The 17,293-nt window shown below is 44.8% G+C and carries 9 protein-coding genes; all 9 read right to left on the bottom strand.

The features are described 5' to 3' along the window. Positions 1-184: 184 nt before the first annotated feature. Positions 185-1,411: a HEAT repeat domain-containing protein gene (locus HQM11_03855; protein MBF0350136.1), complete on the bottom strand. Its 1,227-nt coding sequence runs from the start codon at positions 1,409-1,411 to the stop codon at positions 185-187. Between the two features lie 40 nt (positions 1,412-1,451). Next, positions 1,452-1,955 carry a GNAT family N-acetyltransferase gene (locus HQM11_03850; GenBank protein ID MBF0350135.1) on the bottom strand — a complete coding sequence of 168 codons (504 nt, stop codon included), beginning with the start codon at positions 1,953-1,955 and terminating at the stop codon, positions 1,452-1,454. Further along, positions 1,936-2,235, bottom strand: coding sequence for a DUF1778 domain-containing protein (locus tag HQM11_03845; GenBank protein ID MBF0350134.1), 300 nt, complete (start codon positions 2,233-2,235; stop codon positions 1,936-1,938). Before HQM11_03845 ends, HQM11_03850 begins: the two co-directional genes overlap by 20 nt. A gap of 165 nt (positions 2,236-2,400) precedes the next feature. Continuing rightward, a complete protein-coding gene (locus tag HQM11_03840; protein ID MBF0350133.1) occupies positions 2,401-6,249 on the bottom strand; it encodes a HEAT repeat domain-containing protein in 3,849 nt (1,282 codons plus the stop codon). Positions 6,250-6,641: 392 nt separating this feature from the next. Then, complete coding sequence (locus tag HQM11_03835; protein MBF0350132.1) at positions 6,642-7,007, bottom strand: response regulator; 366 nt, start codon at positions 7,005-7,007, stop codon at positions 6,642-6,644. Between the two features lie 311 nt (positions 7,008-7,318). Next, entirely contained in the window at positions 7,319-10,198 is a 2,880-nt protein-coding gene (locus HQM11_03830; protein ID MBF0350131.1) for a hypothetical protein, read from the bottom strand. Between the two features lie 597 nt (positions 10,199-10,795). Then, positions 10,796-13,123, bottom strand: a complete 2,328-nt coding sequence (locus tag HQM11_03825; GenBank protein ID MBF0350130.1) for a response regulator — start codon at positions 13,121-13,123, stop codon at positions 10,796-10,798. Between the two features lie 10 nt (positions 13,124-13,133). Then, positions 13,134-15,401, bottom strand: coding sequence for a response regulator (locus HQM11_03820; GenBank protein ID MBF0350129.1), 2,268 nt, complete (start codon positions 15,399-15,401; stop codon positions 13,134-13,136). Between the two features lie 264 nt (positions 15,402-15,665). Then, on the bottom strand, positions 15,666-17,075 hold the full coding sequence (locus HQM11_03815) for a response regulator (protein ID MBF0350128.1): 1,410 nt from the start codon (positions 17,073-17,075) through the stop codon (positions 15,666-15,668). Between the last annotated feature and the right edge of the window lie 218 nt (positions 17,076-17,293).

The raw sequence follows: 17,293 nt of genomic DNA, 5'->3' as shown, positions 1-17,293 counted from the left end.
ACTGGCACCAATTCCCCCTTGGTTTAAGGGGGTTAGGGGGATGTTATTCTGAGCTTTAAATCCCCCTGCCCCCTTTGAAAAGGGGGATTTTCTCGCAGGTAATTTCTTAACTTAACAGCCCTGAACGGGACGTAGGGCACGAGCAAACTTTTACAATTGATTCTTTTACAATTCCTTATTGTTTTCAAGGTAAAGTTGAAGAGGGAGATTTTACCTGAATCGTGATACAGAAATCACCACGATCCATGGTTCTGTCTACTGTCCAGCCAAGAAAAGAAACCGTTCTTTTCAGTTCCTGATACACGGGATGGGTTGAGATCAAACGTTCAAGTGAGGTTGGATCAACGGCGGTTCCTTTCATCGTGATAATAGTGGAAGTGCTAGGTTGATCCGCGTGTATGTCATTGATCCGGATCTGAACCTTCCGGTCTGGTCTCGCAATTGAATTTGCCAGGCTCATGAGGTGTTTCAGAAGCAACAGTAAGTTCTCAGCCATCGAAGGTTCGAGCTGTAGCGTTTTGGTAAAGGTTACCTTTTTCCTCACATTGTTACGGGTGTCTTCTTCAAGGACACTTTTGTTTGCCTGAATAATCACCTCCTTCAAACTCAAAAACTTTTGAGGTTGCACAGGGTACGGTTTTTCCTCAACAGGCGCGTCACTTTCCAAAACATCCCGGGCAGAAGGAACTTCCAGAAAACCCTGTAACTGCAAATGCTGGATTTTCATTTGGAATTTCATTGTTTCAAGGGCACGCTCATGTTGATCATGATGCGTATGTAATTCATTTTCGAGTGTGTTTATGGTCTGTTTTAATGTTTTTACATCAAAATCCGCACGTCGGATTTTTAAAAAATGTGGAAGCAGTTGATCCAGGAACATTCTGAATCCCCGGGGAGATAGTAATTGCTGATTTTCGGACGAGAGCATGTCCAGAAGTTCCATGGCAATCGTAATTCTGTTCAGATTTGGATCACTCCCCAAAAAATGAGAAAAGAACACATCGTCCACCAGCAGGCTCAGTGCTTTGAGAATCTCCTGCCTGAGTTCCGGGGATTCATGATCATAGGCGTTTTTCAAAGGCAGAACCGCAAAGTGATTCTTCAGCACGCCCAGGGCCTGAATTACACTTGCTTTCATTTCCGGGTCAGAATCACTCAGATAGGCAACCAGAAAGGGCACAGCTTCTGAAATCTGAGCCTGTGCCAGCAGATCGATCACTTTGATTCTGAGCTCCATTTCATAATGGTTGAATTCCAGAAACAGGGCTGGCAGGAGGCTCCTTAATCTCAAATGATCAAGGTTTGCCTGCTCCCGGGATTTTTGTGACCATTTCGACAAAAGCGTCAGGACAGTCTCCATGGTGGAGGATGGATCTCTGTAGTGGTACAGATCGATAACTTTATTAGTCATTGCGTTTTCCCTGTTGGCTTTCTCGAACAATTGCGATTGTTCATTTAAATGCTTCCAAGAGAGTTTTTATCGGAAGAAATAACGTCAGTGGTATTTGGGGTAATGGGATAAATCCATAGCGGATGTAATACTGTTGTGCCTGTTCATGTTTAGCATCAACTAATACTCCGGTAAGGCCAAAGACATGATGAACCAGAAGCGTTTGATTCATTGCATGAAGCATCAAGAGTTCTCCTAATCCTTGTCGTTGATGTTTTCGGGAGATGGCTAATCGACCAATCTTTGCGCCAGGAACTTTAGAGGGAAACTTCTTGGCGAACTGCGTTGGAAGTATTTGAGCGTTAATCTCACAGATGGACAGAGTGATAAACCCCAGGATATTCTCTGGTTCCTGAGGATGTACGAGAACAAAAGTTCTGGAAATTCCTTTAGTGGCATGTTGAGATGCCATTGATTGAAGGTAATGATTAAGTTCTTTCACACCACAATCAAATTTCTGTTTGTGATGTTTTGTTGTCAGTAGCTCAATCTTGAACGGGTTCATAGAGGCCTGAATCTTTATATTTTGTTATGGCTTTCCGTAAACGTTGATTGGGCTTGGGGGGATTTTCCAGTGCCTTAAAAAATACTTCCGCATCATGATAAGAGAGATGGATGATCCGTTCTTTTTCAAGGATTGTGTTGGCCTTTTCAATTGCGGCCTGGATTAAAAACTGGTTCAGGGTCGCTCCAGAAAACGCTGCGGCTTCTATCAGACGTTCGCGTATATCTGTAGGCACTCGTGCTGTAATACGGTCATTTTTTTTTTCAGTAGTGGGTAGCATATTTCTCCTATTGATTTGGTGTCAAACTGACACCTGAACAGAATATTGTTCGTAAGCGTTCAGCTTTCATTATTCAGCTTTCAGTGTTTATACGCTTCAGAAGCATTATAACTCAATAGCAAAAAATATCGTACTGATAACTGACGGCTGAACGCTTACTATTGTTCAGGCTTCAGTTACGATTTGATTTTCCTGCAAGGGGATTTGAAGAATGAAGGAACTGCCGATTCCGGCTTTTGATTCGATAGCGATCGTTCCACCCATGTCATTCAATTCTGATTTGATGATATCCATACCAACGCCTCGTCCGGAAACCTCAGAGGTGGTTTGAGCTGTGCTGAATTGAGACGCAAAAATAAACTCATACAGTTCATGGTGTCTGGCAGGGTCTGTCAGAAGAGCCGTTGCCTGAGCTTCAGTCAACAAATTTTTCTCAATACATTTTTTTGCGATTCTCTCAATTTGAAGTCCCTGGCCATCATCAGAAACAATGATCTGAAGGTTCCCGTTGTTTTCACCAATTCTCAACTGAATTTCACCAACCTCAGATTTCCCGGCCCGAAGACGGGCTTCACTCAGTTCCACACCATGGTCCACACTGTTTTTTAATAATTGAATAAGCATCTCATTCAAGGAATTCAGCAAATTCGGGTTCAGGTAAAACTCTTTTTCTTCGAGCAGGGTCAACGTTGCTTTTTTTCTCAGCATCGTTGTCAATTTATTGAAGAGGTGCTGCATTCTCGGGAAAACACTGTTGAGCGCGATTTTTTCACGCAGGAAGGAGTCGTCATGTTCAGCCAGACGCAAGATCCGTGAAGCGGCTTTTGTCACATCGAGCAAGCATTTATAGTGCTTTTTAAAAGTGTCCAACTCTGCCAAATCCATGTCGTCCCTGTTCAAGGTATGGGACCACAGATCTTCCACATAATGATAGAGTGCGACCAATATTTCCAGGTCCAGACTCAAGGCAATGCCTTTACTCATGTGAAGCATTCGATAAATCTCTTTTTCCTGATCTTCTGCCAGAGTCTCAGCTTCCAGCAATTCATCGGCCTGGACGATATGATCGAGTATTTCCTGCATTCCCTCCTGAACAAACATGCCCATGGCTTCCCAGCCTGATTTGATGTCTTTCACAAATCTTGCTTTGAAGACTTCGACCCAATGAGCGGGCTTGATCTGTTTCATCAACCATTTCAGCAGATCGGCCTTGGTGGACAGCAACAAACTCAAGGTGATTCGAGGCAAACGTCGCAGAACGTGCTGTTGTTCAAAATGGTTTTTGAGAATTTCTGTCTGTTCTTCAGCCAGATACGCCAGCGATTCCTGGGCCGCCAACGCAGTGTAAATCGATTCTTGTTCATAGGGCGCCGCCGCGTCCAGATAGCCGAACAGGAACGGAACCGATAGTTCAAAGGATTCATTGTACAACAGAACCTGAAAAAACGCCGAGCGTTCCTTTGGCGGAAGGCGTCTGAGGATATCGGTCTGTTTGATCGTCCGTGGCAGGTGGAAGGTACGGACAAAAGAATGCATCAACAGGTGCAGAAAAGACGCGTCAAAATGCTTGAGCAGAACCGACAGAACCCGATGCCGAACTTCTTCATCCTCGTCCCGGAGAACACTGATGATAAAGTACAGTCCTGCTTTGAGATCTTTTTCAGCAATGAAGGACAGTGTCCACAGCTTGTATTCCTTGTGCAGTTGAGGAAAACGCCGGATTAAATAGGGGATGATATCGACCCTGTCCAACTTCTGCAACATTTCTAAAATTTCCCGGTGAGCCTGTTCGAAATGGCCATCATGGAGATAGTCCAATACTGAAAACAACCGGAACGGTTCTTCCTCACAAAGTTTATGCAGGGAGGAGACAATTTTCTGGATATCGCTTCCGTCTTCTTCCAGATCGTCCAGTAAATCAAAGACTTCTTCATCATCGAAGTCTTCACTGGAGTGACGTCCATCTTTAGTGGATTGAATCATTCCCTGCTGTGAGAACGCCAGTGTGATCTGGATGAATTTTTGTCCCAGGGTATCCGTGTTCTGAACTTCTTTCAATTCTCCAGAGGCAACGTCCTCTAAATCATTGAATTGATTTTCCAGAGAAAGAAAAGTGTTCCCTTTGTCTGGAATAAAACTGGCGTTCAACTGGAATACTGAATCGCGGGATGAGTCCGTTGATTTGAAATGCAGAGTGACTGTTGAGCGGTTTACCGCGGAAACGATGCTGAATTCGATGAGTGTTTTAAAAATCTCCTGAAATCCGGGAATGCGTGTTGGCGCGGCACGAAGATCCTGAGGGAATTTGACAGACAGGGTGATGCGTTTTTTAGTGGTTTTACAAAACTGGACTTGACAGGTTTTAGCAAGATTGAGCAGTTCTTCTTTGGCCGCCTCCAGGGTCAGATTCGAAGCACTCAAGGCCTTTTCGGCGCCAGAATGGTGAATAACCCTGTCAACGAAGTTTTCAGGAATAAATAACCTTGGAAATACTTCGGCTGCTCCGGCTTTGTGGAGTTCATTGACTTTGTAGGTGTTGAGATCTTCAGTGATCATCAACACCGGACAGGGTTTCAAGCCGTCTTCCTGTTCAAACGATCGCACTTTGGTTAACAGTTCCAGACCGTTCATTTGCGGAATAGACCGTGCCGTCAGAATCAGGCTGATGGTATCATGGGATTGACGGATTGTTTCATAAGCAAGTCGGCCATCATGAAACACCACAATGTTGGAAAAGCCGGCATATCTCAACAAACTTTTGAGGTAGTCTGACGCATCATGATTTTGCTCGACCATCACAATTTTTTCAGACAACATCCGTTTGGCCGGTGCACTGGACTCAAGGGCTTGATCATTGAGTAGCAGATCGTCCAGGATTTCTTCATTAAAGATTACAATGCCCGGATCAAAATGTTCCGCTGTCAATTCGTTGTCGGAGGCTGAATCAAGAGCGCCTAAAGACTCTTCCAGCTCTAGTTCGTCATCCTCATTTTCTGTTTCATTTTCTTCGAGAGATGCGGTTAAGGCTTGCTCCAACCCGATTTCATCCGCCTCGGCTTCTGTTTCCCGGGTTGCCAGGGATGCCCTGTGTTGTGACCTTTGCTCTTCAAGCGTGGCCAGCAACTTTGAAATCTCAAGTTTGGCGTCAGCGTTTTCACGGGTAAGATCATCAAAACGTGTATGTAACTGCTCCAACTCATGACTTTGAGTGTCGATCACCCCCGGTAAGAGATGCCGCTCTTCGGTGTGGGACAAAATACTTTTCCTGAAAAGATCGAGTTCCAGTCTGGATTCAGAGTATTTCTGTTTCAACTGCTGTTGCAGTTCAAATAATTTTTGCGTTACCGCATCGGCTTCCCATTGCTTTTGCAGGAGTTTTTCTTCGGTTCGTCGGGCTTTCTCATGATTTTTACGGAAGAATTCAATAATTGACTTCATTGTGCCGGGAGACAAATTATGGAATTCTTCTTCATTGAAGATAGAAATCAGCTCAAAGAATGTTTCTTCTGTAGAAATTCCTGATTTTTCTTCTTCGTTGCTGACCATCGTCAACAAAAATTCATTGCTGATGAGTTTACTCAAGGCATTCCTGACAATTTTCTGAATGCGTTGATTTTTATCATTGAGCAAATCTTTCAAGGGCAGGATCGCCGACGGTTGCCCCAACAGTTCGAGCGACTTGACTGCCTGGGCTTTGAGATAGGGGTCTGGTTGAAAACAATAAGGAATGATGTGGGGAACGACTTCCGGCATTCCCATATTGCCAAGGATTTCCAGCACATGCTTCTGGATTGCCGGATTGCTTTTGTGCAGTAACTCAACCAATTGGGGAATGGCTTTAGCCAATTCAACTTTGGGCAAATTGATCGTCAGAGCGCAACTGCCTTCAGTCTTTTTGACAAACGCGACCAACTGTCTGGCCGTTGTCACTTCCTGAAAGCTGTCTTTGCCTAACGGCAAGTCGCCACTGTCACTATTGTCTTTGTAGTCTCTCAGTTCAATGACTATACCCATTTGTTTTCAGGTGTTAGAAGTTAAGCATTCTGAATGGTGCTGTGTTTCAATTCCCCCTTGTTTCAAGGGGGTTAGGGGGATGTAATTCTGAGCGTTAAATCCTCCAAGCCCCCTTTGAAAAGAGGGCTTCCCCGGCGCAGAACGCCTTAAGTTGACGACATTGCCCCCGGAGGTTCCCACGCAGAGCATCACGTCTGTTAAGTTAAGCCCTGTGAAGTCACTGGCACCAATTCCCCCTTGGTTTAAGGGGGGTTAGGGGGATGTAACTCTGAGCGTTAAATCCCCCATGCCCCCTTTGAAAAGGGGGATTTTCTCGCAGGTAATTTCTTAACTTAACAGCCTTGACGCAGAGCATGGGAACCAGAAGTCTGGCAATTGATGAATCAGCCTGATCACCCCTCCAGAAGTTGTTTCAACGCGGCTTCGATGGTATTTGGTTTGAACGGCTTTTTGAAAAAATCGGTTGCTCCTAAATCCAGACATTTTTGTTTGTAAACATCTTCTTTTTCCGAGGTAAGCATGAACACCGGGGTTGTGGTGTTGGTGCTACGGAACTTTTCAAGAAATTCTACCCCCGTCATGACCGGCATATTGATATCGGAAAAAATCAAATCAAACTCGTGTTGGGAGGTCTTTGTCAATCCATCCTGACCATTTTCGGCTTCAATGACCTCAAAGCCAAACGAACGGGTCAGGCCATGTGTCAACATTTTCCGGATAATCGGTGAATCATCCATTACCAAAGCTTTCTTGGACATATCGTTTTTATTGCAAAAGGTTATTCAATATTTCCGCATTCCAGTTGAAGAATGCTCAATACGTGGAGTCTGTCTCCTGCGTTTGTGATGTGATCAGGACTGGTTCGATGAGGTTTTTACAAAACATCGGGAATCAGAAACCCGGAACACATCATGTTAGCTATAACCTGTTTTATTGCATAAAAGCAATACAGGATATGAGATTCAGGACAACATCTGACCTTCAGGACAGAATATAACAAAGACCATGCCAAAAAATCTATTTTAGCCGGGAGGAAAAAAATTAATTACAATGGAGGAAAATGAGGGGTCTACAGCGCATTCCATTTTTGGATGTTTTGCATCCATTGGAACAAGGGCGGTGCCAGAAAGGTGTCCAGATGTTTTGCGGGAAGGCAGAGTGACATGCTTCTGAAGACCTGCCATTTAGGGTCAAAGAGAACTTCATCAGGTAACAGGATGATCATAAAGTTTTGCAACGCCAGTTGCATGCAAAACTCACCGACTTTCGCATGAAGTTCTTCATCGTCGGCCCGATCTGAAAGGTCGAGCAGGATGATCTGTTTGGAAAATGAGACATTGGTATGTTCAAACCGATCCCAGTTCAACGTGACGCCCTTTTGTTCATTGGCCTGAACCATGGACAGTAACTTGTTGGTGAAAACAGGATAATTCATCTTGTCCCCGATAAAAACGAGCGGAGCCTCCAGTTGTTCCAGTTGCGGCAAATGATAAAAAGTGAAATTTTTCTCCAGGGTCGCCATGACATCTGTTACCAGGGACTGGTCGGCATCCTGAATTTTCCGCAGAGTCATCAATTTATTGATCATCTCAATCAGTTCTTTAATTTCCCGCAAGCCCACATCGGCCTCGTTTCCCAGAGTGGAAAGCCCTTCGCCCAGTTCACTGATGTCCCCGATATTTCTGATCCAGTTCAGAATTTTTTGACCAAACGACTCAGCATGGCTCTTTTCCTGTTGGTAGGCCGATTCACGCCCCATCAGATCGGTGCTGAGTTTTTGATAGCGGAGGTTCAGTTTATTCAAGGCTTCCTGAACCAGATTCAAACGGCTTGTAACCTTCTCATGATGCAACAGAAACGCCTTCAAGGCCCGTTCATGTTTTCCCATGGTGACTTCCACTTTTTCGGATAACTGTTCCAGGGTATGCTTCTCATTTTTCAGACGCGTTTCGAGTTGAGCACATTTATTTTGTGTTCCGTTGAGTTGCTTCACCGCAACAGACAGTGTGTCGAGCATATTTTGAGTTGCCGCAATCTGGTCCTCCAGCGACTGTTTCCGTGCAGGGAATTTTTGAATCTGTTTTTTGATTCTTGCGACCTGCTCCGGCGTACCGAAAATCACTTTATTTTTTTCGTGCTGGAACAACAAATCATCATACTTTTTTTTAAGTTCTTCCAGTTGCAGAGTAGTTTGCTCACGATCCGCACGGTCGGCCTCGACTTCCAGTTTCAGTTTTTCCTGTTCCAGGATTGTCGCGCTGATTTGGTCTTTGAGATCATTCACGGTATGTTCCTGTTCAGCCATTTGATCCGTCAGGGCCTTTTTTTGCTGCAAAGCTCCATCCAGTTTTTTGATTTTTTGTTCCGCCTCAGTGATCGCAAGGTTTAATTTGGTAATCTCCGCGTTCAATTCTTTGATTTTAGCCTCTATTTTCAGTTTTAGATTCTTCTGTTCCTGAATTTTCCGGGCTTCCGCCTGAAACAGTCTGGATAAATTTCCAATAAAATGTTCCGTCTGTTTCTGCAGTTTGGCGATGATATCAGTGGTATTTTCCTCAAGCTGGTACATCATGAACAGATGAACGATTTTGAGGTAAAACGTCTGCAAGGGGTTGTTTTCAGCCTCTTGCAGGAGACTCTGAATCTTGTTTTCGACTTCATTTTTTAAAAGTTCCCGTTCCGCGTTTTGCCCGATATTTTTGGGATCAATGAGGTCAAACCCGGGAATTCCATAACATTGGATTGCCGGATATTGTTGTTTAATCTGCGCTTGTCGAGCCTGGGTCGTGATTAAGGTAGGAAACTTGACTGTGGTTGAAAACTCCTGATTTTCATTGAAGAGATGGCATTCATTCAGTGTCTGCCCGAGTTCATCATCATTGGTAATGATCCGTACATCCTTGAACCCGATGTTCCCGATCTGTTTCACCAGGATGGCCGCCAAATCCGCGTCAAGCGCGATCAAAACAGGACGTTCCTGAAGACTGAAGGTCCGGAATTCCATGTACTTGTCCCATTGTTGCGCTTCACACCGGCGGTTGACCCGCGAAAGAGCATGATTCAATCTGATCGGCAGATAGGAAGCCTCATCAATGACCAGGTCTTTGAAGGCTGTCGCGTCCAGACGTAACTGAAATGTCCCCGAAGCACATACTTTTTCCCGGATTTTCCACAATTCGAATAATTCCAGCGCCCAAACGTTGTGTTTCCCGGATTTCAAGGCCTGGATTGAATCAACGGGCAGGGACATCCTGCCCTGGCCTTTTTGCTTGAAAGTCAGGGAGGTGATATTTTGAAACGGAATATCCACACCCTTCAGTTCCGCAATCGTTTGGGCTCCTTCCTGATCTTTCAGGCGCACCGAATGAAACCGGGGCGATGATTCGTTCAAGGACGCCTTCTCATTATCCCCGTTTTCCTGAAACCGGACTGTATCGATTTCACTGACAGGGATACGGACATTCGTTGAGGCTTGACGCGTGTTTTTGGAGGAATCTGTCACAGAATGGATCTCGGGCATTTCAATCAAGTCCCTCTTATGGAACAAGAGTTCTATGCTGTCGACGATTTGCCATTCAGGGTTCTCCTGAAAATGAACAAACAGATCTATATCCATTTTTTTGATCTGGTTCAAATACTGTGGAATGTCTCCGATCAACAGATGGTGACAACCTCGTATCGTTTTCCGGACGCCATAAGAGGAGTAGTTCCGGAGTCCCCGGATCCATTTCATGGACGCTCTCGCCTGCTTTGAATCATGTTCCAGATGACTGACTGGCGACACATAAAACAATGCATCAATCAGCAATTCCTCTGCGGATTCCTCCGCTTCAATCACGGAAATGACAGCATTTGATCTGGAAAAAAAGGGGACTTTATTGGTGTTATGGATGGCCAGTAAGGTATCAATCTGTTTTTGAGATCCACCGATAATGCCTATATGCAGCATGTTTGAAACCTTTTAATGAAACGGATTGCGCCGACAGTACACCCGGGGTTGTTCTTATGATTTTAGGAACGGCAAAAGAATAAGTTGTAAACATTTTCCAATCCAGTCTCTCCTGTTCTGGTCTGTAGAGACGTGCTATAGCGCGTCTCTACGTGTGCCCGACAGGAAATATTGTTCGGAGAATTTATCTGTTTTATTTTTCGAATGTTCCTTAGCGTCAACCGGATGGTAAGTACCCGATCAAAAGTTTTTTAACACTACTCTGGTTCCTGACGTCTCGTCCACGTCTGTTAAGTTAAGCCCTGTGAAGGTGCTGGCACCAATTCCCCCTTGGTTTAAGGGTGCTGGGGCGGGGGATGTTATTCTGAGCTTTAAATCCCCCATGACCCCTTTGAAAAGGGGGATTCCACGGCGAAGAACGCCTTAAGTTGACGACATTGTGAAGGCGCTGGCACCAATTCCCCTTGGTTCAAGGGGGTTAGTGGGATGTTATTCTGAGCTTTAAATCCCCCATGACCCCTTTGAAAAGGGGATTCCACGGCGAAGAACGCCTTAAGTTGACGACATTGGTATCAGTTCGAACACACAGGTTCGCCCCTACAATTTGTGACAGAAAACAGGACCAACCCCCGACTTTTCAGGGACAGATTCAACAATGTTCAACGCATAGTATTCAGGCGGAACCAGTTCGCCATAAATACGTTCCAGGGGCAGAGCGATGGTCCAGATGGTTCCTTTACCAATCCCGGTTTGATAATCAATGGTGCCGCCAAGTTCCCTGCATGAGGCTCTCACATCACTCATCCCGACACCTCGACCGCTCACCAGATCAACTTCTTCTTTTGTGGATAGGCCATCCCAAAAAACCAGATGCCGGATTTCATCGTTGTTCAGCGTTGTGGCTTTTTCAGCCGAAATCAGGTTTTTTGAGACGGCATGCTTCAACAGTTTGTTTTGATCAATGCCTTGTCCATCATCTGAAACCCGGATGATCAGGTGAGTCGCATCACTTTCTAAATGAAGATCAATACGACCCATTTCATTTTTATCCAGCATGGTCCTGGTCTCAGTGGTTTCTATGCCATGATCGACCGCATTGCGAAAGAGATGACTCATGGAGTTTATTAAGTTATCCAATACCTTCGGTGGTACAAAAATGCCGGAATCGTCATTGATCATGAGAGGGTACAGACTTTTACCCCGAGCCACTGCCAAATCCTGCAGAACCGTTTCAAAATGCTTGAACAGAGATATCAACGGGATGAAGGTGATTTGCCGCAGAAGATGCTGAACCCTGTTCTGCGTGAAATCCGTTTGAACCTGAAACTGACGCTGGATATGTAAAAACCAGTTTTTGTCAACGGTGAAGGACCGGTCATCTTCCCCCAGAACCCAGTGTAAAACCTCTTTGTTGATGAAATCCTGAAGCCAGTCAGCAATGGATTGGATCAATTCGATCACAGAACTTCCCGGTGAAAGTGTCGGTTCAAGTTTTAACAGGGTTTCGGCATCATGACATTTTTGCTGGATGCCTTTCAGGTAAAAGACACCTGACATCCCTTTTGCGGTATGTAACGAACGAATCAGATCAGTATGCGGAACCGATAAGATTGCGTCCTGACTGGAAAAACTATCCATCACCAGGCGATAATAATTCAGGAATGCTGATCGATTTTTGATGACTTTCAGGGTTGCTAACTGCACATGTTGCTGGTGTTCAAGTTCAACCTGCTGTTCACGCAAGGCGGTGACGTCTTTAAATTTTATCAATATAAATTTCAAACTCTGATCCTTATCACGGATAGGGATCATCTCTATCTCCAGAATTTTGTGGTCCGGGGATTTCATTTCTGTCGGTTGCAACGCACGCATGTCCGAAAAATCCAGCGCCCCCTCAAAACATAAGCGAATCCATTCCTGAAAGTGTTCCGCGTCAGGGGTGTTTCCATACATCAGGGTTCCCGGTGTTGTTTGCAGAAACGTGGCCTTATCGGCAATATGGAACAACTTCAAACAAATATCAGTGAAGCCGGGTTCAATCTCTCCGAGACTGTTGATCAAGAGTACGGCTTCTTCAAACACCTCATGCATGATCCGTTTGCTGTCCTGGGCAATCGCGAAACCCAGGCGTGACGCCGCGGTAGAAACAAAGGTGTGGAGTTTGTCCTGGTCGAAATCATCCGGCGGATTTCTGATCAGGACATACAGGGGGCGTATCAGGCAGATGAGATAACCGCCTTCCCGAAAAATCAGTTCTCCTTCCGCTTCCGCATTGAGCAGTAGTTCTTTTTCCACGGTATTGAAGCTGTTCAGTTGTTGTCGGGAATCCAGAATTACCGCGACATCCAGACGCATTTCATCCCGCAGGAAACTTTCAATGGAGGCCAATATTTCTTCAGGGGACCTCTCCTCGAGATTTTCCAGCACAAAATAGAACACCGAACTGAAAAAGGCCGATATTTCCTGCTCGGCTTTCAGGCGGGCGGCTTCCTGTAATTGTTCCTGATAGAGACGCTGTAATTCCTGTTTTGAATGGTTTTGCGTTTGTTTTAAGTCAATATTTTGTTTGAGGATTCCCCGGAGTTCAAACACATTGAACGGCTTGCGAAGGAATCCCTGCGCGCCCAACTGATAAGCGGCTTTCACATCGTCATCATCCCCATGACCCGAGAGGACAAGAACAAAATACGGATCTTCCCGGTTTGGACGAAGCTTGTCCAGAAAGGCGAAACCGTCCATGACGGGCATGCGTAAGTCAAGCAGGACAGCGATGGGTTTCACTTCATAAAAACGCTCTAACCCTTCCCTGCCATTTTTGGCAAAGTGTAATTCATAAGGTTCCCGTTTCAAAGCATCCTGAATGGTTTCCCAGAGATCGGTTTCATCATCGAGTACCAGAATTTTCAGTTTTTCCAGATGTTCCATCTTTTCCTGATTAAAAATGGGGGATAGCAATTTCGAAGGTTGTTCCTTCGCCCAACGTGCTGATGATGCTGATGGACCCTCGCAGAGCCTCCACAGCGCTCTTGATGGCGCCCATTCCCACACCACGTCCGGAAATATCCGAAATTTCCTCTTTTGTAGAAAAACCAGCTGCGAAAATGAGTTGTAGCAAGTCCTGTTCTGTGGCGGCTTCGAGGGCTTCTTCGTTCATCAACTTTTTTTCCAGAGCGATTCTCGCAAGGGTTCTGACATCAATCCCTTTTCCATCATCCGCAATCGAAATTTTTAAGAGATTTCCTTCTTTAAAGGTTTTAATGGTGATTGTGCCGGTTTCGGGTTTACCGTTGCGGATTCTCGTTTCCGGTTCTTCAATCCCATGATCCACACAATTCCGGATCAAATGGACCAGGGTTCCCAAAAAGTATCTCAGGGGCTCTATATGAACTTCGAGGTCTGTCCCGACAAGTTTGACTTCCACCAGTTTATTGAAACGGGTGGAAAGTTCTTCCACCATGAAGACCAGTCTTTTGAAGCGTGAGCCAATCGGTTCCATCCGCAAACGATCCACTTCGATCAGTATCGGTTGTAACAGGGGAATCGGCAGAATTCTGGCGGCGGCCTCTTCAACCTTTTTAACTTTTAATTCAGAAACCTTATAGTTTTTTTCGCGGGATTTGCCGGGAGCCTGAGGGATAAAGGCGTTGAGGTATTCCAGGGTCTGGTTGTAAAGCGCCTGAACTTCGTTGGTGTTGTTGAGCATTTGGGAAATGAATATTAGATCAATAGACTGAAAGGAATCCTGAAAGAGGGTCAGTTGATTTTCAAGTTCATGGAACGCGGCGGCGACACGTTTCATGCCGTAACTGGCTGTTCCGCCTTTGAGAGTGTGAAAATAGCGAAACAGTTTCTGGATATTGAGTTCCTCCTCAGGCAGGCTCAATTCCCCGTAAATTTCCAGAAATAACATCTCCACCTCATCCAGTAACTGGAGAAAGCCTTCCTGATCGGAGGCGACTTTGATGATCATCGCATTGTGTTCTTCCTCTTCCGTGACTTTGGCACGTTGAAGTTTTTGTTCAGTGATGTCAGTCAATTTGAACAAAATGAAATGCAGTTGTCGATCATTATTATAGACCGGACTCATTTTCAAACTTAAGCATCTGCCCTCTTCAGTAAGAAGTTCAGAGGGTTGAACAGCCACCAAATCATCAAAATCCAGAAAACTGTTATAACATAACTGAAGCCATTCAAAGAATTGTTCCGCTTTAGCGTTTTTCCCGAACAACAATTCACCGGGAAGCATTTCAATAAACTGCTCCCGATCTTTGATTTGAAACATGGATAAACACACATCACTGAAACCCGGCTCGATTTTCCCCCTGGAATTGACCATGAAAATGGCCTCTTCCAGGATTCTGTTCATGATACGTTTGTTTTCTTCCGCAATGGCGAAGAGCAGTCGTGACGCGGCCGCTGAAACGAAAGTCTGAATTTTATCCTGATCAATATTGACTTGATCTCTCACCAGAACAGCCAACGGCGGGACATAGCAGATGAAGGCCTGTTCCAGACGAGTGATGGATTCTCCGGAAATGACAGCCCTTAGCAAAAGCTCCTGTTCTCCTTCCTGAAAAACACTGTTAGATTTTTCGGAGTCCAGCATCAATACGACATCGAGCTTCATCTCATTTTTTAAAAAGTCTTCAGCGGATTCGAGAATTTCATCCACCGACCGTTCTTCCAGGTTGGCCAGAACAAACAGATAAAACACAGAGCTGAAAAAACCGGAAATGTCTTGTTCATCGGCTAACCGATGCGATTCCTGATCTTTCTCAAGCTGGAGTTGCCGGAGTTGTTCAAACTGATTTTTTAAATCAACCTGTGCCTGTTTCAGTTCAATCGTCTGCAGGAGCAGTCCACGAAGTTCAAACACATTGATTGGTTTACGCAGAAATCCATGAACGCCCGATTGGTAACAGATTTTTACTTCTTCATCGTCCCCATGACCGGTTAAAACCAGCACAGAATAAGGGTCTGAATGTTTGGGTTGGAGCGTTTCCAGAAAGCGCATTCCGTTCATGACAGGCATGCGCAGATCAAGAAGCACCACAAGGGGCTTCCGTTCATAAAAAAGTTCCAGGCCTTCCTTCCCGTTTTTCGCGAAGATCAACTCAACAGACTCCCGTTTGAGGGCGTGCGAAATCACATCCCAAATATCGGTTTCATCGTCAATGATCAAAATGAGTGGCAGTTTTTTCATTTTATTTTCTGAAGATGTATTATCCGGCTAAGAAACGTTCAATAAATAACATCGAGCTGTGCAGGTACTTTTTCAGCCACGAAGTACACGAAGAACACAAAGTAAAAAAGGGAATATACACCGGAAAACTTGAAAATCAGGGTTTCACGGAGGACTTCATTTATATAAAAAACCTTTTTTTCGTGTTCTTAGCGTTCTTGGTGGCTCATTTTCAAACCACCTGCACAGGTGGAAACTTTTGATCGGGTTTCCGGACGCTGAGTTTCACAAGCCTAAGGAGGCCAGCAGGTCATCAACGTTTTCCTGTTGGCCCGACACGTCGGTATGACTCATTTGTCCGGGTGTTAGTTTTTCATTCAAATCCGTGTCACTGTAAAGGGATTTCAGTTTATTCAGATTCGTCAGAAAGGTCTGCTGGCCGGGTTGCAATTCGGTGAAACAGGACATTGCCTGTGTGAAGGACCGGGTCACTTGATCCACAGAATCCCTCCACATTGAAATTTGTTGATTTCGACTTCTAACCGTATTTTCAGTGGCCTCAAGGGCTTTATTGAAGGATTCTTTAACAGAGGCGAGCGCGTTTTCCCAAAGTTCCATCTGTTTTTCCTGATTGTCATTGCTGTCCTCAAAGATGACCTGAAATTCCTGCACAGAGAAAAGCACAATCTTTTTAGTTGTTTCCCGTTCATGTTCAAGTTCGGTTTTTTGTTTTTCCAGCAAAGCATTGGTTTCTTTCAGCTTTCTTTGGGTGTTGAGTTTTTCCATAACTTCAGAAACCCGTTCAAGCATCTTGGCCACAGCATTCTCAATGTCTTCCCTGATATTTTTCCTCGTTGCCAACTGAGTTTCATCAGAACATTCAAGCGATGGATAATTGCGTATGAGGACCGCCAGCCCACTTGAATCAGCAGGATCCCCCTCCAGTTCCCAGAAAATTGCCCAGGCGGCATGGACTGTGGGTGCATCCTTTGCCTGACCTTCTTTGGTTTCAACCGTATATTCATTCAATGTTTTTTTTAATATTTTCTGTTCCAAGGCACTCAGGTTCGTGACAGAATTTAAGTCTGTCCGCTCAAGTGCGGCACCATCTTTCACAACTGAGGTTTGGTCTGAAAGTCCAAAAACGCTCCCCTCATTCCTGGTAAGGATTGAAACGTTGAGTGAACCCCAGTTTTCAAAATAAAGGCGTTTGACAGCTTCGAAGAAGGTTTCAGTTAATTGTTCCGGTGTACGACAGTTGGAGCTGTTTACAATAAAATCGACGTAAGCATCTTTGTTGTTAGAACTTAATTCCCTGTTTTTAATGAGCTGAATGCTTCGTTTCAAGACTCCACGAAGCTCATGGATGTTGAAAGGTTTACGTAAAAACCCGTGAGCTCCTGCCGCATAACAAGCTTTAACATCTTCATTGTTTCCATGTCCTGTCAAAACATAAACAAAATATGGATCAGAGGGTTCTGGTTTGATGGTTTGCAGAAACTCCAGGCCGTTCATGCCCGGCATGCGTAAATCCAATAGAATGAGGCTGGGAGTTCTTTCATGAAAAAGCTCAAGACCCTGCTTTCCATTTTGAGCAAATACCAGTTCATAGGCTTCCCGCTTGAGAGCGTTTTTGATCGTCTCCCAAAGGTCTGGCTCATCATCTATGATTAATAGAACCGGTTGTTTTTCCATCAAGAGTCCCATGTTTGGTTCACGTTCATAAATTAATGCAAAATTGTTAACAATCAGATCACCAGCTTCACATATAAGATCATCAGGAATAAGTCAATTGAACTGAGATAAAAACTACTCTTGATTATGAAAATTTATGAGTGTATGGGAAAGCAGTTGTGGGCCATAGCCCGGTTGTGAGAATCTCAGGGAAATTTTGAAATTACTTTTGTGAAGTT

The sequence above is a fragment of the SAR324 cluster bacterium genome (assembly GCA_015232315.1).
GTDB lineage: Bacteria > SAR324 > SAR324 > SAR324 > NAC60-12 > JADFZZ01.
Note: the sequence above shows the minus strand (reverse complement) of the source record. Positions and strands in the feature narration are given on the sequence as shown.